Source organism: Algibacter sp. AS12 (genome assembly GCF_046736315.1).
GTDB classification, from domain to species: domain Bacteria; phylum Bacteroidota; class Bacteroidia; order Flavobacteriales; family Flavobacteriaceae; genus Algibacter_B; species Algibacter_B amylolyticus.
Genome location: NZ_CP151841.1, coordinates 2,564,789 through 2,588,713 on the forward strand (window position 1 = coordinate 2,564,789; position 23,925 = coordinate 2,588,713).

General features: G+C 33.2%; 25 protein-coding genes. 11 read left to right on the forward strand and 14 right to left on the reverse strand.

The features are described from left to right. Positions 1-25: 25 nt before the first annotated feature. From AAFN75_RS10810 to secDF, 5 genes are all read left to right on the forward strand, one after another. Complete coding sequence (locus AAFN75_RS10810) at positions 26-1,039, forward strand: DUF6588 family protein (protein WP_411806327.1); 1,014 nt, start codon at positions 26-28, stop codon at positions 1,037-1,039. A 285-nt stretch (positions 1,040-1,324) separates the two neighbouring features. Beyond that, positions 1,325-2,251 (forward strand): malate dehydrogenase, encoded by a 927-nt coding sequence (locus AAFN75_RS10815; protein WP_411806328.1) that lies wholly within the window; start codon positions 1,325-1,327, stop codon positions 2,249-2,251. Between the two features lie 67 nt (positions 2,252-2,318). Beyond that, the gene (locus tag AAFN75_RS10820; protein WP_411806329.1) at positions 2,319-3,233 is read left to right on the forward strand and encodes a SecDF P1 head subdomain-containing protein; all 915 of its coding nucleotides are present in this window, start codon (positions 2,319-2,321) and stop codon (positions 3,231-3,233) included. Between the two features lie 39 nt (positions 3,234-3,272). Next, positions 3,273-3,884 carry a hypothetical protein gene (locus AAFN75_RS10825; protein ID WP_411806330.1) on the forward strand — a complete coding sequence of 204 codons (612 nt, stop codon included), beginning with the start codon at positions 3,273-3,275 and terminating at the stop codon, positions 3,882-3,884. A 231-nt stretch (positions 3,885-4,115) separates the two neighbouring features. After that, a complete protein-coding gene (gene secDF / locus AAFN75_RS10830) occupies positions 4,116-7,109 on the forward strand; it encodes a protein translocase subunit SecDF (protein WP_144116119.1) in 2,994 nt (997 codons plus the stop codon). A gap of 383 nt (positions 7,110-7,492) precedes the next feature. Here the strand turns inward: secDF and AAFN75_RS10835 are convergent, their stop codons facing one another. From AAFN75_RS10835 to AAFN75_RS10865, 7 genes are all read right to left on the reverse strand, one after another. Beyond that, positions 7,493-8,596 (reverse strand): acyltransferase family protein, encoded by a 1,104-nt coding sequence (locus AAFN75_RS10835; protein WP_411806331.1) that lies wholly within the window; start codon positions 8,594-8,596, stop codon positions 7,493-7,495. 54 nt (positions 8,597-8,650) lie between these two features. After that, a complete protein-coding gene (locus tag AAFN75_RS10840) occupies positions 8,651-9,481 on the reverse strand; it encodes a PIG-L family deacetylase (protein WP_411806332.1) in 831 nt (276 codons plus the stop codon). 286 nt (positions 9,482-9,767) lie between these two features. Further along, a complete protein-coding gene (locus tag AAFN75_RS10845; protein WP_411806333.1) occupies positions 9,768-10,256 on the reverse strand; it encodes a DUF192 domain-containing protein in 489 nt (162 codons plus the stop codon). Between the two features lie 22 nt (positions 10,257-10,278). Then, on the reverse strand, positions 10,279-11,208 hold the full coding sequence (lgt, locus tag AAFN75_RS10850; RefSeq protein ID WP_411806334.1) for a prolipoprotein diacylglyceryl transferase: 930 nt from the start codon (positions 11,206-11,208) through the stop codon (positions 10,279-10,281). A 55-nt stretch (positions 11,209-11,263) separates the two neighbouring features. Beyond that, entirely contained in the window at positions 11,264-12,388 is a 1,125-nt protein-coding gene (locus tag AAFN75_RS10855; protein ID WP_411806335.1) for a peptidylprolyl isomerase, read from the reverse strand. A gap of 1 nt (position 12,389) precedes the next feature. Then, positions 12,390-12,932 carry a gliding motility-associated peptidyl-prolyl isomerase GldI gene (gene gldI / locus AAFN75_RS10860; protein WP_411806336.1) on the reverse strand — a complete coding sequence of 181 codons (543 nt, stop codon included), beginning with the start codon at positions 12,930-12,932 and terminating at the stop codon, positions 12,390-12,392. After that, positions 12,925-13,944 carry a DHH family phosphoesterase gene (locus AAFN75_RS10865; protein ID WP_411806337.1) on the reverse strand — a complete coding sequence of 340 codons (1,020 nt, stop codon included), beginning with the start codon at positions 13,942-13,944 and terminating at the stop codon, positions 12,925-12,927. Before AAFN75_RS10865 ends, gldI begins: the two co-directional genes overlap by 8 nt. A gap of 167 nt (positions 13,945-14,111) precedes the next feature. On the opposite strand from AAFN75_RS10865, the gene AAFN75_RS10870 reads away from it, so the two are divergent. Then, on the forward strand, positions 14,112-14,531 hold the full coding sequence (locus tag AAFN75_RS10870) for a nucleoside-diphosphate kinase (protein ID WP_144116127.1): 420 nt from the start codon (positions 14,112-14,114) through the stop codon (positions 14,529-14,531). An 82-nt stretch (positions 14,532-14,613) separates the two neighbouring features. Here the strand turns inward: AAFN75_RS10870 and AAFN75_RS10875 are convergent, their stop codons facing one another. The 7 genes from AAFN75_RS10875 to recF form a co-directional block, all read right to left on the reverse strand. Continuing rightward, positions 14,614-14,805 (reverse strand): cold-shock protein, encoded by a 192-nt coding sequence (locus tag AAFN75_RS10875; RefSeq protein WP_144116128.1) that lies wholly within the window; start codon positions 14,803-14,805, stop codon positions 14,614-14,616. 247 nt (positions 14,806-15,052) lie between these two features. Next, a complete protein-coding gene (locus tag AAFN75_RS10880) occupies positions 15,053-15,244 on the reverse strand; it encodes a cold-shock protein (RefSeq protein WP_135876672.1) in 192 nt (63 codons plus the stop codon). A gap of 127 nt (positions 15,245-15,371) precedes the next feature. After that, complete coding sequence (locus tag AAFN75_RS10885) at positions 15,372-15,563, reverse strand: cold-shock protein (protein WP_067150460.1); 192 nt, start codon at positions 15,561-15,563, stop codon at positions 15,372-15,374. Positions 15,564-15,661: 98 nt separating this feature from the next. Next, entirely contained in the window at positions 15,662-15,958 is a 297-nt protein-coding gene (locus AAFN75_RS10890) for a DUF721 domain-containing protein (protein WP_411806338.1), read from the reverse strand. 336 nt (positions 15,959-16,294) lie between these two features. Further along, on the reverse strand, positions 16,295-17,578 hold the full coding sequence (locus AAFN75_RS10895; RefSeq protein WP_411806339.1) for an ectonucleotide pyrophosphatase/phosphodiesterase: 1,284 nt from the start codon (positions 17,576-17,578) through the stop codon (positions 16,295-16,297). A 295-nt stretch (positions 17,579-17,873) separates the two neighbouring features. Next, positions 17,874-18,620: a YoaK family protein gene (locus AAFN75_RS10900; protein ID WP_411806340.1), complete on the reverse strand. Its 747-nt coding sequence runs from the start codon at positions 18,618-18,620 to the stop codon at positions 17,874-17,876. A gap of 149 nt (positions 18,621-18,769) precedes the next feature. After that, a complete protein-coding gene (gene recF, locus AAFN75_RS10905; protein WP_144116133.1) occupies positions 18,770-19,852 on the reverse strand; it encodes a DNA replication/repair protein RecF in 1,083 nt (360 codons plus the stop codon). Positions 19,853-20,026: 174 nt separating this feature from the next. On the opposite strand from recF, the gene AAFN75_RS10910 reads away from it, so the two are divergent. The 5 genes from AAFN75_RS10910 to mutL all read left to right on the forward strand — a co-directional run bounded on the left by AAFN75_RS10910 (position 20,027) and on the right by mutL (position 23,925). Then, positions 20,027-20,797 carry a tetratricopeptide repeat protein gene (locus tag AAFN75_RS10910; RefSeq protein ID WP_144116134.1) on the forward strand — a complete coding sequence of 257 codons (771 nt, stop codon included), beginning with the start codon at positions 20,027-20,029 and terminating at the stop codon, positions 20,795-20,797. 14 nt (positions 20,798-20,811) lie between these two features. Further along, a complete protein-coding gene (ribH, locus tag AAFN75_RS10915) occupies positions 20,812-21,297 on the forward strand; it encodes a 6,7-dimethyl-8-ribityllumazine synthase (RefSeq protein ID WP_411806341.1) in 486 nt (161 codons plus the stop codon). Between the two features lie 228 nt (positions 21,298-21,525). Further along, a complete protein-coding gene (locus tag AAFN75_RS10920) occupies positions 21,526-21,759 on the forward strand; it encodes a hypothetical protein (protein ID WP_144116136.1) in 234 nt (77 codons plus the stop codon). A 24-nt stretch (positions 21,760-21,783) separates the two neighbouring features. Further along, positions 21,784-22,071, forward strand: a complete 288-nt coding sequence (locus tag AAFN75_RS10925) for a riboflavin synthase subunit beta (protein WP_411806342.1) — start codon at positions 21,784-21,786, stop codon at positions 22,069-22,071. A gap of 3 nt (positions 22,072-22,074) precedes the next feature. Next, positions 22,075-23,925: a DNA mismatch repair endonuclease MutL gene (gene mutL / locus AAFN75_RS10930; protein ID WP_411806343.1), complete on the forward strand. Its 1,851-nt coding sequence runs from the start codon at positions 22,075-22,077 to the stop codon at positions 23,923-23,925.

Below are 23,925 nucleotides of genomic sequence, written 5' to 3' on the forward strand. Positions count from 1 at the left end.
TGTAAAACCAAATTAATATTGAAAGATGAAAAAAGTATCCTTACTTATGTTACTCTGTTTTGTAACAATTACTTCAAAAGCACAAGATATTGATGCTTTATTAGCCGCCGGTGTTGAAGATGCCGAACGTTTTGCTAACGATTATTTAGCACCAGGAACTAATGGCCTAATGCATAGTATGAATGCCAACTGGTTTAATACAGCAGCTGCTAAGCCTTTAGGCGGTTTCGAGATTTCTGTTATTGTTAATGCGGCTTCGGTAAAAGATGAAAATAAAAAGTTCAATTTAAATGTAGCCGATTACGAAAATGTATCTTTTGAAGATGGTTCGCCATCTAAAATGGTTGCAAGTGTTTTAGGAGAAAATGATCCGGCTATTTTTGTCGAAGTTGAATATGATGATCCAATTTTTGGTAATCAAACAGAAAGAATTGAATTGCCATCAGGTATAGGTGAAGGTAGTGGTAATTTATTGCCAACAGCATTTTTACAAGGCGCTTTAGGTTTAGGAAAAGGTATTGAAATAAAAGGACGTTTTGTTCCTAAAATAGAAACCGACGATGTTTCATTAAGCATGTATGGTGGTGGATTACAAGTAGAGTTTACTAAATGGTTGCCAGCAGATAAAGTACTACCAGTTGCAATTTCTGGTTTAGTGGCCTACACACACATAGATGGGGCTTACGATTTAACAGAATCTTCAGGGATTGATGGTAACGATCAAAGTATAGAAAATAATACAAACACTTGGTTGTTTCAGTTAATAGCATCTACCAAATTGCCAGTCATAAACTTTTATGGTGGTTTAGGGTATATTAAAGGAACCTCAGAATCTAATTTGTTAGGTACTTATATTGTAACTAACGGACCTGTATCGTCAGACCCAATTGTAGATCCATTTTCAATATCTAGCGATGTTGCAGCTGTTAGAGGTACTATAGGAACAAAATTAAAGTTAGGTTTTTTCAGACTTAATGCAGAATACCATGTATCGGAATTCGACTCGTTTTCTGTAGGTGTTAATTTTGGTTTCCGTTAGGAAGTCACATCAAAAGAAAGTTAATTTTTAGTTAGTTATATTTAATTTTTGTTTTAAAAAAAGCACAAGATTTTATCTTGTGCTTTTTTCGTTTACAGCGTTTTAATTTGTAATTTAGCGGTAGTTAATTTTCAGGATAAATGAATTTTATTTTTGGTAAGCTTTTATTTGCTTTAATATTGAAAATTAATAAGGTTTATGACGATAGTCATGTTATTCATGCTATTATATTCCGAATTTTGAACAACGATTTAAACAAATAAAACACTAATTAAAATAAATATTATGAAAGTTACCGTAGTTGGAGCAGGAGCAGTAGGAGCAAGTTGTGCTGAGTATATTGCTATTAAAGATTTTGCATCAGAAGTTGTATTGTTAGACATTAAAGAAGGTTATGCTGAAGGTAAAGCCATGGATTTAATGCAATGTGCATCTTTAAATGGTTTTGATACAAAAATAACAGGTGTAACAAATGATTACAGCAAAACGGCAAATAGTGACATTTGTGTAATTACTTCTGGAATTCCTCGTAAGCCTGGAATGACTCGCGAAGAATTAATTGGTATTAATGCTGGTATTGTAAAAGCCGTATCAACTAGTTTACTTGAGCATTCTCCAAACATGGTGCTTATTGTGGTAAGTAACCCAATGGATACTATGACGTATTTAGCGCATAAAGTGTTAGATATGCCTAAAAACAGAATTATTGGAATGGGTGGTGCTTTAGATTCTGCACGTTTTAAATACAGATTAGCCGAAGCTATGGAAGCGCCAATTAGCGATATCGATGGTATGGTTATAGGTGGTCATAGCGATAAAGGTATGGTGCCATTAACAAGTCATGCAACAAGAAACAGTATTAGAGTTTCTGAGTTTTTAAGCGAAGAACGTTTAGAGCAAGTAGCTGCAGATACTAAAGTAGGTGGGGCAACATTAACAGGTTTATTAGGAACTTCTGCTTGGTATGCGCCAGGAGCTGCTGTAAGTGGTTTAGTTCAAGCTATTGCTTGCGACCAAAAGAAAATGTTCCCTTGTTCTACATTTTTAGAAGGTGAATATGGTTTAAACGATATCTGTATTGGAGTTCCTGTAATTTTAGGAAGAAACGGTATTGAAAGTATTGTTGATATTCCTTTAAGCGATGCTGAAAAAGCACATATGCAAGCTAGTGCAGAAGGTGTTAAAAAGACTAATGGATTATTAGAGTTATAGTAATAACTTCTTTTTAAATATATTTGGGCTATCATTTTTAATGATAGCCTTTTTTTATTTTGTGCTTATGAAAAAAATCGCATACCTAATTTTAATACTTATTGTTACATCCTGTAATGTTTTCAAAGAAAAGAAAGAGTATTCTTTTACTTATGAATTTGAAAATAAAACATCTCAGAGAAATATCTTAGAAACGATAAAAGTTTTAAAGAAAAGGCTCGATAATTATGGGGTTGAAAACTCTATTACAAATCAAAAAGGAGAAAGATTACATATAAATGTTAAGGCTATTAATTTAGATTCAATACGTTTAAATAGTTTAATCCTTAATCAAGGAAAATTAGAGTTTTGGGAATTATATAAAGGAAACGATTTTCATGATTTTATGATAGATGTTAATGAGTTTTTTACAGATACGACTCTAGAGGATAGCATTCAAGTGCAGCCACTATTGAGTAAAATAGCATCTCAGGGCTATCCAGGAGGACCAATAGTTTTTCAATTTAAAGCAGAAGATACAGCGTCTGTAAATAAGATGCTAGGAAATAAAGAAGCAAGGTTTCTTATTTCTGAAGATTTCTTGAATGTTAAGTTTTTATGGGGAGTTGCAGATGAGAGCGGGCAACATCCTTTGTATGCAGCAAAGTCCAATAGAGATGGAAGACCGCCTCTTACGGGTGCGTCTATAACGGAAGCAATGCATAGTTTTGGACCTATTGGTAGACCTGTTGTAGCTATAGCAATGAATGATAAAGGGGCTTTAACTTGGGAAAGAATTACGGAAAATGCCTTTCTAAATCGTACTTTTATAGCCATTACTATTAATGATTTAGTATATACTGCTCCAGGTGTTGCAGCAGGAGCAATTAAAGGTGGGAGATCGGAGATTAGTGGGGATTTCACCGTAGAAGAAGCTCAAGATTTAGCAATTATATTGTCTTCTAATGGAAAAATACCTAAGCTAAACCTCGTAAATAATTAGAATACTTCAAAATGATAATATTTTCTTTATATTTGGCGCATGATTGCAAGATGGTGCATTAGTATATTAATTTTTAGTCTTACCTTATTTGGTGCTGTTTCGCAGCAACAAATGGTGGTGGCTAATCAAGAAATTGTACTTCAATTTCAGGATGCCGATTTAACATCTTATCAAACCGAAAATACTGTTGCTGCTTTAACACTTCAATTGCAAGATTTAGGCGCTCAAAAAATACAAGTACTTTCTAAAGCTAACGGTACATTAAAAATCACCTATTACAGTGATGCCGATATTACCCGTATTAAGCAAACGCTAGCTAAAGAAAGCCAATTATTGCTTAAGCTTACCGCTCAAGATAAGGACGCTTCTCAATTTCCGTTTAACGATTCAGATGTTAGTTATAATCTTGATGTTTACGAAATACATAAAGGACAGGATTCTGGTTGGGATTTCGATGGAGCAATAAGCTTAGAAGTTAAAGTTAAAAGCGACCGTTTTTTAGATCCTAATTTTTTAAGTGTTGGTCATTTAGCACATTCATATCAGGAAAACCTTTTACAGGTTGTTTATAAAAATAGTAGAGAGGTTGCTATTCAATTAAGCAGTCCGTTACACACTATTCCCGAGGTTAGGGCAGGACCCAAATGCTAAAACGTTAATAACTTGTTTCTTGTAAAGTTTCTATGGTGACTTTTAAAAAGAAATATAGTCTATTCAATACGTACTTCACAGTTCAGAATTCAAGTTATAGCTAGCGTTAATACTAACGAATTCATTAAAATCATATTCAAAAAAATAAAATTGTCAAATCCTGTAGTAAATTCTATATTTGCTCGCCCTGAAAATATTCAGGTTTAAAAATTTGACGTAAAAAGTATAACAATGCAAAACAAAGGATTAGTAAAACTATTTGCTATTTTGTTTGGTTTGGTAAGTCTTTACCAATTATCATTCACATTCACAGCAAATTCAGTTGAAAAAGAAGCACAAGAAGTTGCGATTAACAAAATATCTGAGTCAGAACCAGATTATCGTGCACTTCGTAGTCAAGAAGAGGCTAACTATCTTCAAGAAAAAGGAACAGATACCGTTTATAATATTGGTGTTGCAAAATTCACTTATAATGAAGTGAAGCAGAAAGCCATGAATCTTGGTTTAGATTTAAAAGGTGGTATTAACGTTATTCTTCAAGTATCTGTAAAAGATATCTTAAAAGGATTAGCAAACAACACTACAGATCCTGTTTTTAATAAAGCTTTAGAAGATGCTTCAGAGCTACAGAAAAATAGTCAAAACACGTATTTAGAAGATTTCTTTACGGCTTTTGATGCTATTAAAGGCGATACTAAATTAGCGTCTCCAGATATCTTTTATACTAGAGAGTTAGATGGTGAGATTGATGGTAGTATGTCTGATAGTGATGTAAAAAGCATTATCGAAACTAAAATTGATGAGTCTATCGTTTCTGCTTTCGAGGTGTTACGTAAACGTATTGATGAGTTTGGTGTAACATCTCCAAACATTCAACGTTTAGGAAACTCTGGTCGTATTTTAGTAGAGTTACCAGGTGTTAAGGATGTAGAGCGTGCTACCGGATTATTACAAAGTACAGCACAATTAGAATTTTGGGATGCTTATAAAGGTGAGCAATTTTACCAATTTATAGACCAAGCCAATGCGGTTTTAAAAGATCTTGTTGTTGCAGATAATGTTGCTGAGGTTGAGCCACAAGATGAAGAGAATGCACAAAACGATCAAATTGATGATTTATTAGGAGATGCAGAAACAGATTCTACAGCAGTAGATACTAACAATCCACTTGGTAAATTAATTAGAGGTCTTGGTTACCAAGGCGGACCAATTATCGCTAAGTTCGAAATTAAAGATAAAGAAACAGTATTAGATTACTTAAACAAGCCACAAGTAAGAGCATTACTTCCTGCAGACCAACGTTATACTAAGTTTGTTTTTGGTAAGCCAGAAAAAGGTAGCGAACTTGTTGATTTATATGCATTAATAGGAAACAGAGAAAACGTACCACAATTAAGTGGAGCGGTTGTTACCGATGCAAGAAACCAATTTGGTGCTACAGGAAAATCTGAAGTATCTATGCAAATGAATGCTAAAGGTGCTAAAATCTGGGAAGAAATGACTGGAAAAGCGTACGCACAAGGAAGCCAAATCGCTATTGTTTTAGATGATGTTGTGTATTCTGCACCAGGAGTAACTACAGGGCCAATTGCTGGTGGTAGTTCTTCTATTTCTGGAGATTTTTCATTAAATGAAGCTATCGATTTAGCAAACGTTTTACGTGCCGGTAAATTACCTGCATCTGCAGATATTATTCAAAGTGAGGTTGTAGGTCCATCTTTAGGTAAAGAAGCTATAGAGAGTGGTACAATGTCATTCTTAATTGCTTTGGCTTTAGTGTTAATATGGATGATTTTCTATTATGGAAAAGCAGGAGCATTTGCAGATATCGCCATGTTATTAAACCTTTTATTAATCTTCGGTATATTATCAGGATTAGGAGCCGTATTAACATTACCTGGTATTGCGGGTATCGTTTTAACCATTGGTATGTCGGTGGATGCTAACGTACTTATCTTCGAGCGTATTCGAGAGGAACTATCTAAAGGTAAAGGACAAGCAGAAGCTATTAGCGATGGGTTTAGTAATGCATTATCTTCAATCTTAGATGCCAACATTACAACCGGTTTAACAGCATTAATCTTATTTGTTTTCGGTACAGGACCAATTAAAGGTTTCGCAACAACATTATTAATAGGTATTGCAACATCTTTATTTACGGCAATTTTCATAACAAGATTATTAATCGATTGGTATTCAAACCGTGGAGGTAAATTAGAGTTCTCAACAGGACTTACTAAAAACCTTTTCAGAAACATCAACATTGAGTTTTTATCAAAACGTAAAGTAGCCTACATCATTTCAGGAGCTTTAATTCTTGTAAGTTTAGCATCGTTAGCTATTAACGGGTTAAACCAAGGTGTCGATTTTGTTGGAGGTAGAACGTATCAAGTACGTTTTGCGCAAGACATTAGTGCTTCAGAAATTACAGATCTATTATCACAACCAGATGTATTTGGTAGTGCAGATGCAAAAACTTTTGGAGATGCTAACCAGTTAAAAATAACAACTAAGTACAAAGTAAACGAGTCTGGTTCTCAAGTCGATGAGGAAATCAGAAAAGCGCTTTACACAGCTTTAGTTCCACATTTAGAGGGTACAAGCTACGAGCAATTTATCGATTTAAACGACGAGAACAAGCAAGTAGGTTTATTAGAGTCTTACAAAGTAACGCCAACCATTGCCGATGATATTAAACAAGCATCATTCTGGGCAATTTTAGGATCTTTAATTGTAGTTTTCCTATACATCTTATTCCGTTTCAAGAAATGGCAATATTCATTAGGAGCCGTAGCCGCAGTATTTCACGATGTTATACTTGTGTTAGGTGTATTCTCTTTAACGTACAAGTTTATGCCGTTTAACATGGAAATAAACCAAGCGTTCATTGCAGCAATACTAACCGTAATTGGTTACTCATTAAATGATACCGTGGTTGTATTCGATAGAATTCGTGAATTCTTTAACGAGCACACCAACTGGAAATTCGATAAAGTAGTAAACGCATCATTAAGTAGTACATTAAGTAGAACCTTAAATACCTCATTAACAACTTTAGTAGTGTTGTTAGCCATCTTCATTTTTGGAGGTGATTCAATAAGAGGATTTATGTATGCATTAATAGTAGGTGTTGTAGTGGGTACCTATTCATCATTATTTATTGCAACGCCAATAATGTATGATTCTGTAAATAAATTAGAAGACAAGGAAAAGAAGAACGACTAACTCAAATTTTTCTTTATAAAAGAGCCTGTTAACATATGTTAGTAGGCTTTTTTTATGGAATATCGTCACTTCGAGTAATTTTGATGGTAAACTCAAATTGTATCGAGAAGTTGGGCGTTACCACAAGGGTCGGGCTTTCCACTATATCTTTTTAAAGTTGTTGTTTAAAGGAGCCTGTAAAGTTGTAATCTGTTAAATTATAGTATTTACCAAGTATAAGTTTTAAGCTTTAAAAAGGATGCCGTTTCAATCCCTAACGCAACTATCCGCTAAAGTTCGTGTGCATTAAAAGTAAAGCAAGTCTTTTTGCCGATAATACTAGAAAATCACCAACATGTAATTAACAAAAAGGCTGTAGTGTTATACAAAAGCCCAGTGGAACATTAAACTTTAAGAAAAACATTCTTTTTATAAAGGAAATACAGAAATAACCATTCTATAAAAATAAAGCCCATTACAAGTACAACCGTACTATAATCGCCAAAAATATTGGCAAACCCGCCAAATATAACCCGCGATGTATGTCTAAAATCAATTAAAACCGTAGCCATATAAATGATAATAGAATTCATACCAATAACTCTAAAAAAGAAGGTCCATTTCTTGAGCTGCCACACATCAATAATTAAGTAAAATAAAGCAAGTAAAAGGAAACTTATGCCTCCTGCTAACAGGTTGAATGTGGAGGTCCATACAGACTTAATTATTGGGTACCAATTATCTAAAACCAATGCTAGCACTATTAAAAGCACACCAATGCTAGTAAGCTTAGTTACCTTTTCATAAGGTTTTGTGCTTTTAGAGCGTAATGTAATTCCAGCTAAAGTTCCCATAAGTATAATGGCAGAAGCAGAAAAGGTACAAAGTATACCTTCCGGATCAAATACTTTTCCGTAAAGCTGCCCTGGTAAAAACAATCGGTCTATATAACCATTAATGCTACCTTCTGGAGTTAAAATGCCAGCACCATGCCCCTGAACAGGAATAAATAATTGTAAAATGCCATATCCCACAAGTATGCCTGTTGTCCAAATGGCAATAGCCTTAAAAGATTGGGTGTTAATAGCTATAATTGAGGCTATTAAGTAAGCAAGTCCAATTTGGCCTAAAACGCTAGCCACTCTTAAATTATCAAATTCAAAACTTAAAACACCATTGTAAACCATACCTAGAATTATGAGTATAACGGTTCTTCTAAGAATTTTTAAGTATAGCTGCGATTTTTGTGTACCTTTTTCTAGTTTTCCAAATACAGAATACGGAATAGCCACTCCAGAAATAAACATAAAAAGTGGAAATATAAGATCGAAGGCATGAAAACCTTCCCATTCGGCATGATGTAATTGCGTGGTCATGCTTTGTAACCAGGCCCATTCTGTTTTCGCGTTAAGCGCCAGAAATAAAGACTGTCCACCTATAATCCAAAACATATCAAAGCCGCGAAGTGTATCTAGAGAAAGAAGTCTGTTTGATTTAGTATTACTCATGCGTTGCTTTAAATTAATTTAGTTCTACTTGTTTTACACTTAGATACTTTTGGGCTAATCGAAAATATTATCCGTTAACGTTTTAGATCCATTCCAGGACCTTAAATAGATGGCGTTATCCGTTTGTTTCATTATAGCAAATAAATCATCTATAGTGTCAGGAGTGTATTGAGATTTGTGGCAACTAGAGCCTTTATGTGCTATGGTTAATTCGTTTTCGTTAAAAGGAATTCTATGAGTAAGAAATCTTTTTTGGGTAGTTTTCCAATTCTCATTAAACCAATTACCTACTTTCGATTTTAATTTTAGGTCATCCGCTTGCGCTTCTTTAGGAAAACCATAATAGAGTAGTTGGTTTAGAGTTTCCGATGCTTCTCTTTGAAAAACTTCTGTTACAATATTACTCACTATCCTATGATCGGAATGGCCGTATTCTCCACCCGGTCCAAAAGTAATTACAACATTAGGGTTGTGTTTAGTAAATAAGCTATCAATTTTGTCATCTAATGAATATAAGTTTTCATATAAAGCGAGATCGCCATCGGTATACTTCAAAAAAATAGGTGGGTTAATACCCAAGGTTTTTGTAACGCATAAGGCTTCTTCCATGCGCACTTTAGCAAGGGAATCTCCTACTGGTATATTGGCATGTTCTGCAACACCTTTAGAGCCATCTGTAACAAACACTAAATTAATTGTTACGCCTTCATTTGCATATTTTGTAAGCAACGGTGAGATTACAATCTCATCATCTGGATGCGCAAATATGGCCATTAAAGACTTGGTTTTATTGGAAACTACCTCTGTCTCATTTTCTTTATTTCTACTGTTTTTGCAGGCAACAAGTATAATTAAGGTACAAAGTATTGAGAGTAGTTTATTCATAATATTTTGTCGTTTTAAATTGTAGTAGTCTATAAATGTAGAGGGTAGCCTGTATCTGCTAACTTTAATGGGCCTAAAGTAGTAATTTTTTATTAAATGTAGTTATAACATTTAATTTATTTAGGTTTATTATATTAACCTAATTAAAAATGGTTAAGGCGATTATTGTAGCGTACCTGTTAGAGATGGCGCTTAGGCATTAAAGGAGAATCCTGCTGTTAAAAGACAGCTATTGGATGTAGAGTAGGTGCCCTTTGTAAATCCATTGCGTAGGTTTAGCTATAGGCTAGTTAGCCTCATATATAATTTGGTCTCCAACAGCAATACCCCAAACATCAACTAAACCAGCATTAACTTCTAATACATATTTAGCAGGTGCGTTTGATGGGAGTGAAGATTCATCAAAAGGTTTTGCGTTTTTTTGAACACTAACAATAGCTTTGTTAGCATTAATATAGATAAGGTCTAAAGGGATTTTGGTGTTTTTCATGTAGAAGAAACGCTCTTTTTCATCATCAAAGATAAAAAGCATGCCTTGGTTGTTGGCCATTGAATTTCTGTACATTAACCCCGTTTGAATGTCAAAATCGGTATCAGCAATTTCAATATCAAGCTTTATTGCTGTAGAGTCGGAAGCTTTTATAATACTTAATTCGCCTTCTTTAGTAAAGCTAATTTCGGTTTGCTTTATAACTTTTTTGTCCTCCTTACAGCTTAATAAAGAAACACCTAAAAATAAGAAAATCGCTATAATGTTAGGTTTCAAAGTCATCATAAATCTTCTTTTTTTTGAAACTTTACTTAACTGCTGTTTTGGGCTTATAAACAAACATAAAATAAAGCCCTATTAATACAAAAGGTATACTTAACCATTGTCCAGTATTTAAACCAAACCAATTAATGTATTCTTCGCCTTGAGGCTCTTTTGTAAATTCTATAAAGAAACGAATGCTCCACAGTAAAACTAAAAACAAACCAAATAAAAATCCTGGTTGGTCTTTCTTACTGGTTTTAGTATAGAAGTATAACAAAATTAAAAACACAAAAATGTAGCAAAACGATTCGTAAAGCTGCGATGGGTGTCTATAAGGAACAGCCTCTAATAAATTTTGAAACTGTGCGTTATCGGTTACAGCGCTATAGGCTTTTTGCACATCGTTTATACCTGTACGCTGTACAATTTCCCTTTTATAATATTGGTCTTGTATAAAACGTACCCCAAAATTAGAATCGGTTACTTTTCCTATAATTTCAGAATTTATAAAGTTTCCAATTCTAATAAAAACAGCTCCGGAAGCTACGGTAATTACAATTCGGTCTAAAATCCAAAGTAAAGATTTGTAAGTGTATTTTTTTCTGTATAAATACATACCCACAATAATACCAATGGCAGCACCATGACTTGCTAGACCTTGAAATCCTGTAAACTCAAAACCACCTTTAAATTTAAAAGGAAGAAAGATGCTAAAAAAATCTTCAGAGATTAATTCCGATTGATAAAATAAAACATGCCCAAGTCGTGCTCCAAGCATAGTAGCTAAAACGGTATAGATAAAAAGAGGGTCTAAATAATCTAAAGACACTTTTTCTTTAGTGAAAATACGTTTCATGATATACCATCCTATAATAAATGCAATAACCCACATAAGGCTGTAAAAGTGGAGTTTGAAATTTCCAATAATATCAATCCCAGTTAATGGGTTCCAATCAAATTTTAATACTTGCATAGGTTTTGTTTTACGCTGTAAATATAAGGGTTTAAAGAGGTATTAATGTTAAAATTTATTTAAGAAGTTCTAAGATTTCAACTTCAAAAATAATATTAGATTTTGGCGGTATACCTCTAGATCCCGCTTCGCCGTAGGCTAAATGGTAAGGAATAAATAATGTAGCCTTATCGCCAACGTTTAATTGCTGTAAGCCCTCTTTAAAACCTGCTATCATTTGAGCATCTGGACCAATATCGGCAGTAATAGGTTTATACCTATTTGCTGCTTTACGTTTTTCGTTAACAGCATCTAATTCTTCAGCAATTTCCAATTTGCTAGTTTCTAGTAGTTTTCCATTTTCAAAATATACCGCATAATGGGTTAATACCGGTGTGTTTTCGGTTAAGCCTTCGCCGTTTCCTTTTTCAGAGATATAATATTTTAAACCAGACTCTAGAGCAGTAGCCTTGGCTTTTTGCATTTCGAATTTATCTAATGTAGCTTGTAATATCGCTTCTGCTTTAGTCTTTTTTTCTTTTTCAATACGTTCAGCTTCAGCAAAATGATTTTTAAATACCGAAGGCGCATCAAATTGTTTCGCAGCTTTTCCTTTTCTTATAATATTCAATTCTTCAATAGTTACATCTTCTAAAGGCTTGTCTCTACTATCTGTTTTTACATTCGAAATAGAATCTTGAACATCTAAACCAATAACCAATTTACCAAATACATTGTATTTATTATCAAGATGAGGTTTTGGAACTTCGGTTATAAAAAACTGACTACCATTTGTGTTAGGTCCGGAATTAGCCATGGAAAGAATTCCTGGTTGGTCGTGTTTTAAGGCCTCGTTAAACTCGCCATTAAATTTATATCCGGGTCCACCTTGTCCTGTACCGTTAGGGTCGCCACTTTGAATCATAAATTTATCGATAACGCGATGGAAAATAACACCATTATAAAACTTTTTCTTTTTGTATTTTTCGTTAACCATGGTGTTATTACCTTCGGCTAAGGATACAAAATTTGCAACCGAAATAGGCGCTAGCTCTTGCTCTAGTTTAGCAACCATAACACCTTTGCTAGTTATAAATTCGGCATACATACCGTCTTCTAGGTCTGGGTATTGTGCTTTACAGGAGGTTAAGTACATTGCAAAAACAAGCAATAAAACTTTAATAAAACGTATTGATAACATGTTAATGGGATTGATTTAGGGTAATAGAATTTACGGTTACCTCGCAGATTAGAGGTGTATTTCTTCCAATTTTATTTTCATCGCCATAATAGCCATAAGCTTTTTGCGAAGGGAAAAGGAAAGTAACAGTTTCACCGGATTTCATGAGCTTTAAACCCTCGCGAAGTCCAGTAAATAACTCTTCTTTATCCATGGCATAGGTTTGTGTTTTTAACTCGTCGGTCGAGTAAATAACGCTACCATTAAGAGCTTTTATATTATAGTTGTAATTAATAACATCTCCAAAACCGGGTGTTTTTAAAGAGTCTACTTCAACTTTATTATTGTAATAATACCAAAAACCACTTTCTGAAGCAATGTAATCCTTTTGGTCAAAGCTCATTAGTTTTTCAATAGACGCTTTTTCTTTGGCATTTAATTTTTTATTGCGCTCCACAGAGGCATCGATAAAAGAACCCGATGTTACCGAAATTGGGCGTCTTGCTTCTGGAGTTTTGCAGCTAAATACTAGTAAAAATATGGCTATGCTGAGTAATTTATTCATTATTTAGTGCTTTGTTATAACTAGGCAATATACTAATAAATTTTTCAACCGTTTCTTGTAAGGATAAATCACTTTTGCCACCTGCAGCGTTGGTATGACCGCCACCTTCAAAATGTGCTCTAGACATTTCGTTTACAGAGAAATTGCCTTTAGAACGTAAAGATATTTTTATAATACCTTCTTTTCTATCTTCAATAAAAATTGCAGCAAGTACCACACCATCTAACGATAAACCATAATTAACAACACCTTCGGTATCTCCTTTTTTATAGTTATACTGTTGCAGCTCGTCTTGCGAAAGCGTAATATATGCCGCTCTAGACTCCGGTATTACCTTTAAATTAGTTAGCGCACAGCCTAATAATTGCAAACGTTCATAGCTGTTAGTATCGTAAACGTTATTGTGTATTTCATTATTATTGGCGCCTTTATCTATGAGTTTAGAAATTATAACGTGTGTTTTACTGGTGGTTGATCTAAACCTAAACGAACCTGTATCTGTCATAATACCTACATAAAGACAAGTTGCAATGATGCTATCTACCAAGTTTTCATCGCCTAAAAAGTCAATAAAATTGTATACCATTTCGCAAGTGGAACTCATGCTAACATCGCTGTAGGTATAAGTCGCATAATCATCTGGTGCTTGATGATGGTCAATCATAATTTTTAAAGCTTTACTGTTTGTTAAAACAGTTTCCATCTGTCCGGTTCTATGAAAAGCATTAAAATCTAAAGTAAAAATAATGTCGGCATTATTAATTAAATCTTCACAAGCGTCTCTTTGGGTGTCGTGTTTTAAAATGCTTTCGTTTCCTGGAATCCATTTTAAAAAATGCGGATAATCATTAGGTGTTATAACGGTAACATCATGATTGCCTTTAACTAAATAGTGGTAAAGTCCCAAAGTAGAGCCAATAGCATCACCATCTGGATTTTTATGTGGTACAATTACTATTTTTTTAGCCGATGATAATAGCTGTTTTATGCTTGTAATATCTTGTTTTTTCATAGGTGGCGAAGATACAATTTTTTTAAAATTAGTGGTATCGAAATTTTAACTGTTAAGATTATTTAAGAGCTATGTTATATTATAATTATCATTTCTTTTGGCATTCAAATTTCCGTTATGGTATTTCCTAGAAATAGATTACTTTTGCACAAAATTAAAACAATATAATGGCAACAAATAGAACATTTACAATGCTTAAGCCAGATGCTGTTGAGAAAGGACACATCGGTGCAATATTAGAAAAAATTTCAGCTTCAGGGTTTAGAATTGTAGCAATGAAATTAACACAAATGACAACTGCAGATGCAGAAGAGTTTTACGCGATACATAATGAGCGTCCATTCTTTCCAGAATTAGTAGAGTACATGACTCGCGGACCAATTGTTGCCGCTATTTTAGAAAAAGAAAATGCTGTAGATGATTTTAGAGCATTAATAGGTGCTACAAATCCTGCTGATGCTGCCGAAGGCACTATCAGAAAAATGTTTGCAGATTCTATAAGTGAAAATGCAGTACATGGTAGTGATAGTGATGATAACGCAGCTATCGAAGGCGCTTTCCATTTTTCAGGAAGAGACCAATTTTAGTTATTACACCATAATAAAACATAAAAAAATCTCGCAACTAAGTTGCGAGATTTTTTGTTTTAAAAAAGTTCTGTATGTTTTACTAAACTACTTTTACGTTTACGGCATTTAAGCCTTTTCTACCTTCCTGTAAATCAAACTCAACTATGTCACCTTCGCGAACTTCATCGATTAATCCAGAAATGTGAACAAAATGTTCGGTGTTTGAACCTTCTTCAGTTATAAATCCGAATCCTTTAGAATCGTTGAAGAATTTTACTGTTCCTTTACTCATTGTAATATATTTTAATTAATAATATTAAATGGATTGCAAAGGTCGTGCCACAAAAAATAGCCTATCCTAAATCCTTCCCATATGGAAGGACTTGAATACTCTTGCGGCATAGTATATTCTACAAACAAGTTGTTTTTCTGTAGTTTATGCGCTTTCGGTATGCTCGGAGAGGCTTCATATTAAACCAAAAAAAAAGCCTATCAAATAAATGATAAGCTTTTAATTGTAATTGTTATATAGTATATCCTTAGATTACTTTTACGTTTACGGCGTTTAATCCTTTTTTACCTTCTTGTAAATCGAATTCTACTGCATCACCTTCACGAATTTCATCAACTAATCCAGAAATGTGTACGAAATGTTCTTTGTTGTTGTCATCTTCAGTTATGAAACCAAATCCTTTAGAATCATTGAAAAATTTTACGGTACCTTTACTCATTGTTATTGTATTATAATAATTAATATGCTGCAAAGGTACAGCCAATTAAGTTATAAAACACTATAAACAAAAAAAGCCTATCAAAATAAATGATAGGCTCTACTTGTAATTGTGAAATAGTATATCGTTAGACTACTTTTACGTTTACGGCGTTTAATCCTTTTCTACCTTCTTGTAGATCGAATTCTACAACATCACCTTCACGAATTTCATCGATAAGTCCTGAAATGTGTACGAAATGTTCTTTGTTGTTGTCTTCTTCAACTATGAAACCAAATCCTTTAGAATCATTGAAAAATTTTACGGTACCTTTACTCATTGTATTTGTATTATAATAAATTAAGCAACAAATATAATGTAAAAAAGATTAAGTCTTATCTTTTTTGTAAAATTTTTATGCCTACCCATAATATCTAATTATCTTAAAACCAGTTTTTTAATAATCTCTTTGCCCAGTTCCTCATTAAGCATGGTAATTATTTTCGCCTTGCCATAGCTTAATTCCTCCCTTAAAACACTGGAACTCAATTGTACATAAAGCGTTTCGCGTTCTAGATTTACCGAGGTGGTATAATTATTAACCCCATTACCCATAAGGTTAGCCCAAGCATCAGCAACATTTACTTTGTTTAATCCTTTTTCAAGCCTATTAGTTTCAACAAACTCTTTTAAAGCGTCACTAATACTTAGGTTTTCGTTATTTCGTTTTGCCATGGTGCGGTTAACTTATATATGTAATTTAAATTTTGTTTAAAAGTATAAAATTAAGTCCAATTCGAGCCATATTTTTTTGGACGTTACCCGAAAAAGGTCGGGCTATCCGCTATATCTTTTTAAAGTTTTTATGGCTAGGAGAAATCTACGAGGCCATCTGTTAAATCATAGACTAACTTAAGTTGTATTTTGGCAAACTTTAAAAAGGATGCCGCTTTTATCCCTAACGCGTGTATGTTGGCTAGTTTGTTTTTTAAAAGGAAAGTTATTTAGTTTTTGGAGAGGTTCGTTTATAGGTTGTGTTACCTGTAGCCATTATTTTATATTTAGTGCTTGTTAATCTTTCAAAACGCTTTCGATTTGATTTAAATCTCCATCAATCAATTTAGGAATTTCTAATCCTAATATCTCACACATTAATGGATAGATATGAATGTTTTTTACCGAATGTATCTCATAACCATCTTTAAAGGCTGGACCATTTGCATAAAATATTCCATGCATTTCTTTGTGTTTGCTATCATAGCCATGAACTCCAAAGGTTGTAACACCCTCTTCGATAAGAGCGTCTTTACGTCTTTGATTCCAAAAATGATAACCATAATCTGGTATTAATTGTATTGCACCCCAATTTTTATTTTTTGGGATGTACTCAAAACCCGGTGTGTTTTTTGTTTTATAAGCTTTAAAATTATTTTCTTTTTGTTTTAAATATTGTAGTACAGAATCTATTTCAATATCTTTTTTTGGATGAATATTTACTATTGTACCATTTTCAATTGTCATAAATAAGTCATCGTTTTCGATAGAATCTATTGGTATTATCTTGTTTGTAGACTGATTTCCCATACCATGATCAGAAACTATGATAATATTTACAGGAAGCCCAGTTTTAGATACTCCATTAAACAAAGCTCCTAAATTTTTATCCAATTCAAATAATGCTTTTTTTAATTCGTTGTCATTGATTCCAAACCGATGTCCAACTTTATCTAAATCTCCAAAATATAAAGTTATCAAGTGTGGTCTGCTTTTCTCATTCAAGTTCAGCCATTTTAGTGCTTGATTTACTCGAATCTCATTTTTCACACTGTTATCAAATTTATAATAGTAAGTAGGTCTGACTCCTTGGATGTTTGCTTCTGTTCCCACAAAGAAGTAACTAGCAGTTACAATATCTGATTTATTTGCTTCTACCCAAATTGGTGAACCTCCAAAAAAGCTTCCGTCTTCAGCCATTTCAGGATTCCTCTTATTAAATAGTGTGTCTTTTTTATAATCATAAAATATATTTCCTATTATTCCATGTCTATCAGGATAAAGACCAGTAGCAATAGTATAATGATTTGGAAAAGTTTTGGTCGGGAATGAAGGTATTAATGATTGAGCCTTAACACCATTTTTGATGAATGAACTCAAATTAGGTGGATTGTATTTTTCCACATAATCCCATCGAAAACCATCAAGAGAAATTAAAATTAAATAGGGTTTCTTTTGAGCAGGTTTCGAATTTGTATTCGTAATAGAAGGAGTTGGACTTAATATTTTTTTATTACAAGAAAACAATATTATTATTCCCAAAATAAAAACTGATATAAGTAATGCTTTTCGTTGTATCATTTCAGTTGATTATTGGTGCTTGCTAGTAACTTTTTCTCGGATATGAATTCGTTTTATTGCTTTATATCCGATGGTAAACGAAGGTAGCCGAAATTTTTTATAAAGTCAAGAAATTAGGACAAGTATAAGTATAAGTATAGCTTCAGATTAACACGAGTTAATTTAAGTATTTAAGTAAGCGTTGTCATTCATTTTACGTTTTTTTCAGTTTCACCACCTAAAAAAGACAAGCGTGAACATCTCTTTTTTATGCTAGTTATCTGTTTTAAATAAATAGCCAATAACTAGAAAAACTTTAATGCGCCGTTCTTTTATTTTGCTTATGCTTTCTTCGGTTTTTTATTAAGCTATACTTAATATCATCATAAAATAAACTGCTCAATAAAACTAAAGCGGCAAAAAGCAGTGTGTTTAATTTCCAATCGAGTTTAGAATAAAGAAAGCCACCCACTAAACCACCAACAAAAAAGAATAAAATAATATAAATCCTCAATTTAATATTAGCCTTTAGTTTTTCTCTTTCCTTATGTAGTTTGGGGAAGAATAATTGCGAAATATCAATGCCTAAGTCAGTAAATAGGCCAGTAAGATGCGTTGTTCTTACCACAGCATTCGAAATTTTAGTTACAAAAGAGTTTTGAAGCCCCATTGCAAAAAGCAGTAGGCACACAATTAAATCTGCAGATTTTAAAGTCATAATATTACTTGAAAGCCCAATTGATATTAAAATTAAACATTCAATTAAAGTTGGCAGAAAAAAAACATTTAGCTTTTTGTTTTCTCTAAACTGCTCAATTAAAAAACTAGACACAAAAGACCCGAATAGAAAAGAGAAAATGTACAGGAAATATATAGTGCCTTTCCAGAATTGAAAAGTAGCAACATCGTTAATAAATAGCGCAAAATGACCTGTTACGTTAGTGGTTAAATGCTTAAACGCTAAAAAGCCCGTAACATTTACTATGCCCGCAACAAAAGATAGAACAGTGGCAATACGTAAATTATGTTTTAAAGTTCTGCTTTTTCCTTGATGTCTAAACATTTAGTTTTCTTTAGTTTAAATAGTAAACAATGTTTCTAAGAATATCAACTGGTTTTCATGCTAAAAACATGTTGGTTACCTCTAATTTATATTTAGCGATAAGCGAAAGTAGTCGAAATTCTCAATAAAGTCAAGGGAGAAATAAATGGCTATTCCAACTTAAAAATCTCGAACGATTGATGCACCTGTTTTACAGCATTTTCAGTGCGTTCTGCATGCGTATCGCTAATAAAGAGTTGTCCAAAATTTTCATCGTCCACCAGTTTAATAATTTGTGCTACACGTTGTTCGTCTAGTTTATCAAAAATATCATCCAGTAATAAAATAGGATTCACACCACTTTGGTTTTTTATAAAATCGAATTGTGCTAGTTTTAAGGCTATTAAAAACGATTTTTGTTGTCCTTGGCTTCCAAATTTTTTAATAGGATGTTCTGCTATATTAAAATGTAAATCGTCTTTATGTATACCAACACTAGTGTATTGTAAGGCTCTATCTTTATTAATAGCAGCCATTAAAAGTGTGTTTAAGTTATCTTCAAATAAATGGCTATCATAAATTAAATCTACAGTTTCGTTGCCATTGCTAATGGCTTCGTATCTCGATTTAAAAATGGGAATAAAAGCTTTTAAAAAGGCATCTCTTTTTTCGAAAATTACCGTTCCGTATTCGGTTAACTGCGAATTATAAACTTCTAAAGTGTCTTTGTTAAAGGTATGGTTTAGAGCAAAATATTTTAATAATGCATTACGTTGTGCTAGTATTTTGTTGTAGTTAATTAGATGATTTAAATAGCTTTTATCGCTTTGCGAAATTACCGAGTCAATAAACTTTCGTCTCGTGGTGCTACCTTCAATAATTAAATCTCTATCGGCAGGCGATATTATTACTAAAGGCAAAAAACCAATATGCTCGCTAAATTTATCGTAAGCCTTTCCGTTGCGCTTAATCACCTTTTTTTGCCCGCGTTTTAAACTTATCGCTACTTTTTCGGTTTTTTCATCCTTATTATAGTCGCCATTAATCACAAAAAACTCTTCATCATGCTTAATATTTTGTGTAGCTACAGGATTAAAATAACTTTTTCCGAAGGATAAATGATAAATCGCATCTAGTACATTCGTTTTGCCTATACCATTATTACCAACAATACAATTTATTTTATCATTGAAAATGAACGATTTACTATCGAAGTTTTTATAATTAAGTAAAGAAAGCGATTTTAAAATCATAGAAAAAGCAACTTTGAGGGCCTTTAGAGGTTAAACTCTAGATAAGAAGTGCAAATTATTGAAAAATATCAAATAAATAGGCTTTTAGTTATGAAGAAAAATTATATTTTTGCGCCACATTAATAAAATGTGTCCTATATATTTTGTTAGGACCATATCATATAGACTAAATACATGGCAACTTATAAGAAAAGAGGTTACAAACCAAAAACAGAAGTAGAAAAACAAACTAATATTGAAGAGGAGTCTACAACTGCAGAGGTTTTTAACACACTTGATGAAACAGCTTCTAAAACAGAAGACTTTGTAGCAAAAAACCAAAAATATATTTTTATTATAATTGGTCTTGTTGCTGTTATTGTTTTAGGGTCTTTAGCATATAAAGAATATGTTGCAAAGCCAAAACAACAAGCAGCTATGAACGATATGTTTCAAGCTCAAAAATACTTTGATCAAGCTGTAACAGGAGCGTCAAAAGATTCTCTTTACAACTTAGCTTTAAATGGTGGTGAAGGTAAATTTGGTATGTTAGATATTATTGAGGAGTACAGTGGTACGCCTTCTGCTAACTTAGCAAATTACTATGCTGGTACAGCGTATTTAAGATTAAAAGATTACAAAAATGCAGTTAAGTATTTAGGTGAATTTAAAAGTAACGACGAGATTTTAGCACCTTTAGCTAAAGGAAATATTGGTGATGCCTTTGTGCAACTTAACCAAAACGATGATGCTTTAGGGTATTACGAGCAAGCTGCCGAAATGCGTAACAACGAATTTACTACACCTATGTATTTATTTAAAGCAGGTACAATTGCTTTAGAGTTAGGGAAAGCAGATAAAGCATTAGCTTACTTTGAAAGAATTAAAAATGACTACGCAAACTCTACCGAAGCGGCACAAGTAGATGTGTTTATTGGTAAAGCAACAGTGTTAGCAAACAAATAATAGCTACAACATATATGGCTACGGCAAATAAAAATTTATCGGATTACGATAAAACATCAATCCCAAACGCGAGTAATTATCGGTTTGGGATTGTTGTTTCAGAATGGAACGATACCATTACAGAAGGTTTATACGAAGGCGCCTATAATGCCTTAATTGATAATGGCGTATTACCAGCTAATATTATCCGTTGGAACGTACCAGGAAGTTTTGAGTTGATTTACGGCTGTAAAAAAATGCAAGAACAAATGGTAAATGCGGTTATTGCAATTGGTAGTGTAATACAAGGTGAAACTAAGCATTTCGATTTTGTTTGCGAAGGTGTAACTCAAGGTATTAAAGATCTTAATGTAATGCGCGAAACACCAGTAATATTCTGTGTGCTTACCGATAATAATATACAGCAAAGTATTGATCGCTCTGGTGGTAAACACGGTAACAAAGGCACAGAAGCTGCTATTGCTGCTATTAAAATGGCAGAGCTTAGAGAAAACAATTAAGTTGTTTTAAAAATTTCAATATTCAAAAAAAACTAAATTCCATGATATGCTTAGAAGCGTCTTCTAAGTATTTGGAATTTAGTTTTTCTTTTTTTAGAAATGGCTCAATAAGCGATTTGTTAACATTTTTTGGCTTTTAAAGCTTCTGTTTCTAACTACTTTTAAGTATTTTTGAAAAGAGGAGCAATGCCAATGTATTTAACATTTTTATTGGCAAAAAACTAGATTTTGTTTAAACAACGTAAGCATAAAACTTTTAATTATCAACCTAGGTTTTCTAAGGAAAATCAAACGGATTCTAGTTTAGATAACAATTCTAATACCAAAGAATTTGTGTCCAAATGGAAACGCGAAAAAAGCACTAAAGTGAAAACACGAGGTGCTATGTCCATGAAGGTGTTACTATTGGTTTTGGTATTATTATTGATTTGTATGTATTTATTAGAAAAAAAATACATGTAAAACCACATTTAAAACTTAGAAATCATGGGAATTTTAAAACTGCGTAAAAACAAAAAATTTAGTTATACACCTCGTACTTATGATGATAAAGGCGAAGGTAATCCTTATGAGATTAAACATAAGTTTGACGAATACAGAAAAACAGTAGGGGCTAATAAAGGTATAAAAGGCAAGTTTACTGATGCTTTTGACGACTTTAAAAACAACCCAGACCATCAAGCAAGTAAACGTGTTTTAATTATTGTTGGAATTCTAGTTTTAGTATTTTTATTTATCATCGATTTCGATTTATCTATATTTTTACCCAAATAATTTATGGCAGACATTATACAGCTTTTACCCGATCATGTGGCAAATCAAATTGCGGCAGGAGAAGTTGTACAGCGCCCAGCGTCAGTAGTTAAAGAGCTTTTAGAAAATGCTATTGATGCCGGAGCAGATACGATAAAACTTATTATTAAAGACGCCGGAAAAACCCTTGTGCAAGTCATTGACAATGGTAAAGGCATGAGTACTACGGATGCTAGATTGAGTTTTGAGCGTCATGCTACTTCAAAAATTAGAAGTGCCGAAGATTTATTTCAGCTGCACACTAAAGGCTTTCGTGGTGAAGCTTTAGCTAGTATTGCCGCTATTGCGCATGTGGAGTTAAAAACCAAACAGGAAAGCGATGATGTTGGTAACGTTTTGGTAATCGAGGGCAGTAATATTACTTCTCAAGATATTGTGGTTACACCTACTGGGACATCTGTTTCTGTAAAAAACCTGTTTTTTAATATTCCTGCACGACGTAATTTTTTAAAATCTGATACGGTAGAGTTACGCCATATTATCGATGAGTTTCATCGTGTGGCATTAGCACATCCAGGTATTAGTTTTGCGTTGTATAATAACGGAAGCGAAAGTTTTAATTTACCAATTAGTAACTACAGGCAACGTATTGTAAATATTTTTGGTGCAAAAACCAACGAAAAACTAGTTCCTGTTGAAGAGGATACAGAGGTTTTAAATATTTCTGGGTTTGTAGGTAAACCAGAATTTGCTAAAAAGACTAGAGGTGAGCAATACTTTTTTGTTAACGATCGCTTTATTAAAAGTGCTTATTTAAATCATGCCATAGCTTCGGCGTTCGAAGGTTTATTAAAAACCGGAACGCACGCCAGTTACTTTTTAAACCTAACTGTCGATCCGCAAACCATAGATATTAATATTCATCCTACTAAAACAGAAATTAAGTTTGATGATGAGCATACGCTTTACGCCTTATTACGATCTGCTGTTAAGCACAGTTTAGGGCAATTTAATATTGCTCCAGTTTTGGATTTTGAGCGCGATCCTAATTTAGATACACCGTACAGCTATAAAAAGAACGAAACGAGCGTTCCTAAAGTAGAGGTGGATAGAAGTTTTAATCCGTTTCAAGAGGAAAAAATTTCTAAGCCAAGAGTAGCAAATTATAAAAAAGAACCTACCGAAAGTTGGGAAAGTTTATATGTTGGTTTAGAGTCTAAAGGAAATCATTCTAAACAGGAATTTAGCGCCATTACCTTTGAAAGCGAAGAACGCACAGCATCTATTTTTGATGATGATAAGCAGGTTGAAAAAACGCATACTACTTATCAATTGCATAATAAATATATTGTAAGTACCATTAAATCTGGTATGATGGTTATCGACCAACATAGAGCGCATCAACGTGTATTGTATGAAGATTTTTTAAAGAATTTAACCATCAAGGAAGCGGCTAGTCAACAATTACTATTTCCGCTTCAACTGCATTTTTCGCCACAGGATATCGTCATTATAAATCAATTAAAAGTAGATTTAGAACATACAGGTTTTGTGTTTTCTAGCGTTATGGAAGAGTTGGTAGAGATTACCGGAGTTCCTGTAGGTGTTCCAGAAAGCGAAGTATCCATTATTTTAGAACAATTAGTAAGCGATGTAGAGAACGAAGTGCCCGAAAGTCATTTTAGTGCTTCAGATTTGTTAGCAAAATCTATGGCCAAAAGTTTAGCCATTAAAACAGGGCAGTCTTTACAAAAGGATGAGCAAGAGCATTTGGTAAATAAACTTTTTGCATGTAAAGAACCCAATGTATCGCCTACTAATAGAACAACATTTATTACCATGAGTGTTGATGAGTTAGATAAAAAATTTATATAA

What these genes read in the sequence shown, in the direction of transcription:
- AAFN75_RS10825 (WP_411806330.1), top strand. Translation starts at nt 3,273, where the DNA reads ATGATTGCAAGATGGTGCATTAGTATATTAATTTTTAGTCTTACCTTA.
- AAFN75_RS10820 (WP_411806329.1), top strand. Translation starts at nt 2,319, where the DNA reads ATGAAAAAAATCGCATACCTAATTTTAATACTTATTGTTACATCCTGT.
- secDF (WP_144116119.1), top strand. Translation starts at nt 4,116, where the DNA reads ATGCAAAACAAAGGATTAGTAAAACTATTTGCTATTTTGTTTGGTTTG.
- AAFN75_RS10890 (WP_411806338.1), bottom strand. Translation starts at nt 15,958, where the DNA reads ATGGCAAAACGAAATAACGAAAACCTAAGTATTAGTGACGCTTTAAAA.
- AAFN75_RS10880 (WP_135876672.1), bottom strand. Translation starts at nt 15,244, where the DNA reads ATGAGTAAAGGTACCGTAAAATTTTTCAATGATTCTAAAGGATTTGGT.
- AAFN75_RS10855 (WP_411806335.1), bottom strand. Translation starts at nt 12,388, where the DNA reads ATGTTATCAATACGTTTTATTAAAGTTTTATTGCTTGTTTTTGCAATG.
- AAFN75_RS10840 (WP_411806332.1), bottom strand. Translation starts at nt 9,481, where the DNA reads ATGAATAAACTACTCTCAATACTTTGTACCTTAATTATACTTGTTGCC.
- AAFN75_RS10925 (WP_411806342.1), top strand. Translation starts at nt 21,784, where the DNA reads ATGGGAATTTTAAAACTGCGTAAAAACAAAAAATTTAGTTATACACCT.
- AAFN75_RS10885 (WP_067150460.1), bottom strand. Translation starts at nt 15,563, where the DNA reads ATGAGTAAAGGTACCGTAAAATTTTTCAATGATTCTAAAGGATTTGGT.
- AAFN75_RS10870 (WP_144116127.1), top strand. Translation starts at nt 14,112, where the DNA reads ATGGCAACAAATAGAACATTTACAATGCTTAAGCCAGATGCTGTTGAG.
- AAFN75_RS10810 (WP_411806327.1), top strand. Translation starts at nt 26, where the DNA reads ATGAAAAAAGTATCCTTACTTATGTTACTCTGTTTTGTAACAATTACT.
- ribH (WP_411806341.1), top strand. Translation starts at nt 20,812, where the DNA reads ATGGCTACGGCAAATAAAAATTTATCGGATTACGATAAAACATCAATC.
- AAFN75_RS10835 (WP_411806331.1), bottom strand. Translation starts at nt 8,596, where the DNA reads ATGAGTAATACTAAATCAAACAGACTTCTTTCTCTAGATACACTTCGC.
- AAFN75_RS10865 (WP_411806337.1), bottom strand. Translation starts at nt 13,944, where the DNA reads ATGAAAAAACAAGATATTACAAGCATAAAACAGCTATTATCATCGGCT.
- mutL (WP_411806343.1), top strand. Translation starts at nt 22,075, where the DNA reads ATGGCAGACATTATACAGCTTTTACCCGATCATGTGGCAAATCAAATT.
- AAFN75_RS10815 (WP_411806328.1), top strand. Translation starts at nt 1,325, where the DNA reads ATGAAAGTTACCGTAGTTGGAGCAGGAGCAGTAGGAGCAAGTTGTGCT.
- gldI (WP_411806336.1), bottom strand. Translation starts at nt 12,932, where the DNA reads ATGAATAAATTACTCAGCATAGCCATATTTTTACTAGTATTTAGCTGC.
- lgt (WP_411806334.1), bottom strand. Translation starts at nt 11,208, where the DNA reads ATGCAAGTATTAAAATTTGATTGGAACCCATTAACTGGGATTGATATT.
- AAFN75_RS10895 (WP_411806339.1), bottom strand. Translation starts at nt 17,578, where the DNA reads ATGATACAACGAAAAGCATTACTTATATCAGTTTTTATTTTGGGAATA.
- AAFN75_RS10910 (WP_144116134.1), top strand. Translation starts at nt 20,027, where the DNA reads ATGGCAACTTATAAGAAAAGAGGTTACAAACCAAAAACAGAAGTAGAA.
- recF (WP_144116133.1), bottom strand. Translation starts at nt 19,852, where the DNA reads ATGATTTTAAAATCGCTTTCTTTACTTAATTATAAAAACTTCGATAGT.
- AAFN75_RS10875 (WP_144116128.1), bottom strand. Translation starts at nt 14,805, where the DNA reads ATGAGTAAAGGAACAGTAAAATTCTTCAACGATTCTAAAGGATTCGGA.
- AAFN75_RS10900 (WP_411806340.1), bottom strand. Translation starts at nt 18,620, where the DNA reads ATGTTTAGACATCAAGGAAAAAGCAGAACTTTAAAACATAATTTACGT.
- AAFN75_RS10845 (WP_411806333.1), bottom strand. Translation starts at nt 10,256, where the DNA reads ATGATGACTTTGAAACCTAACATTATAGCGATTTTCTTATTTTTAGGT.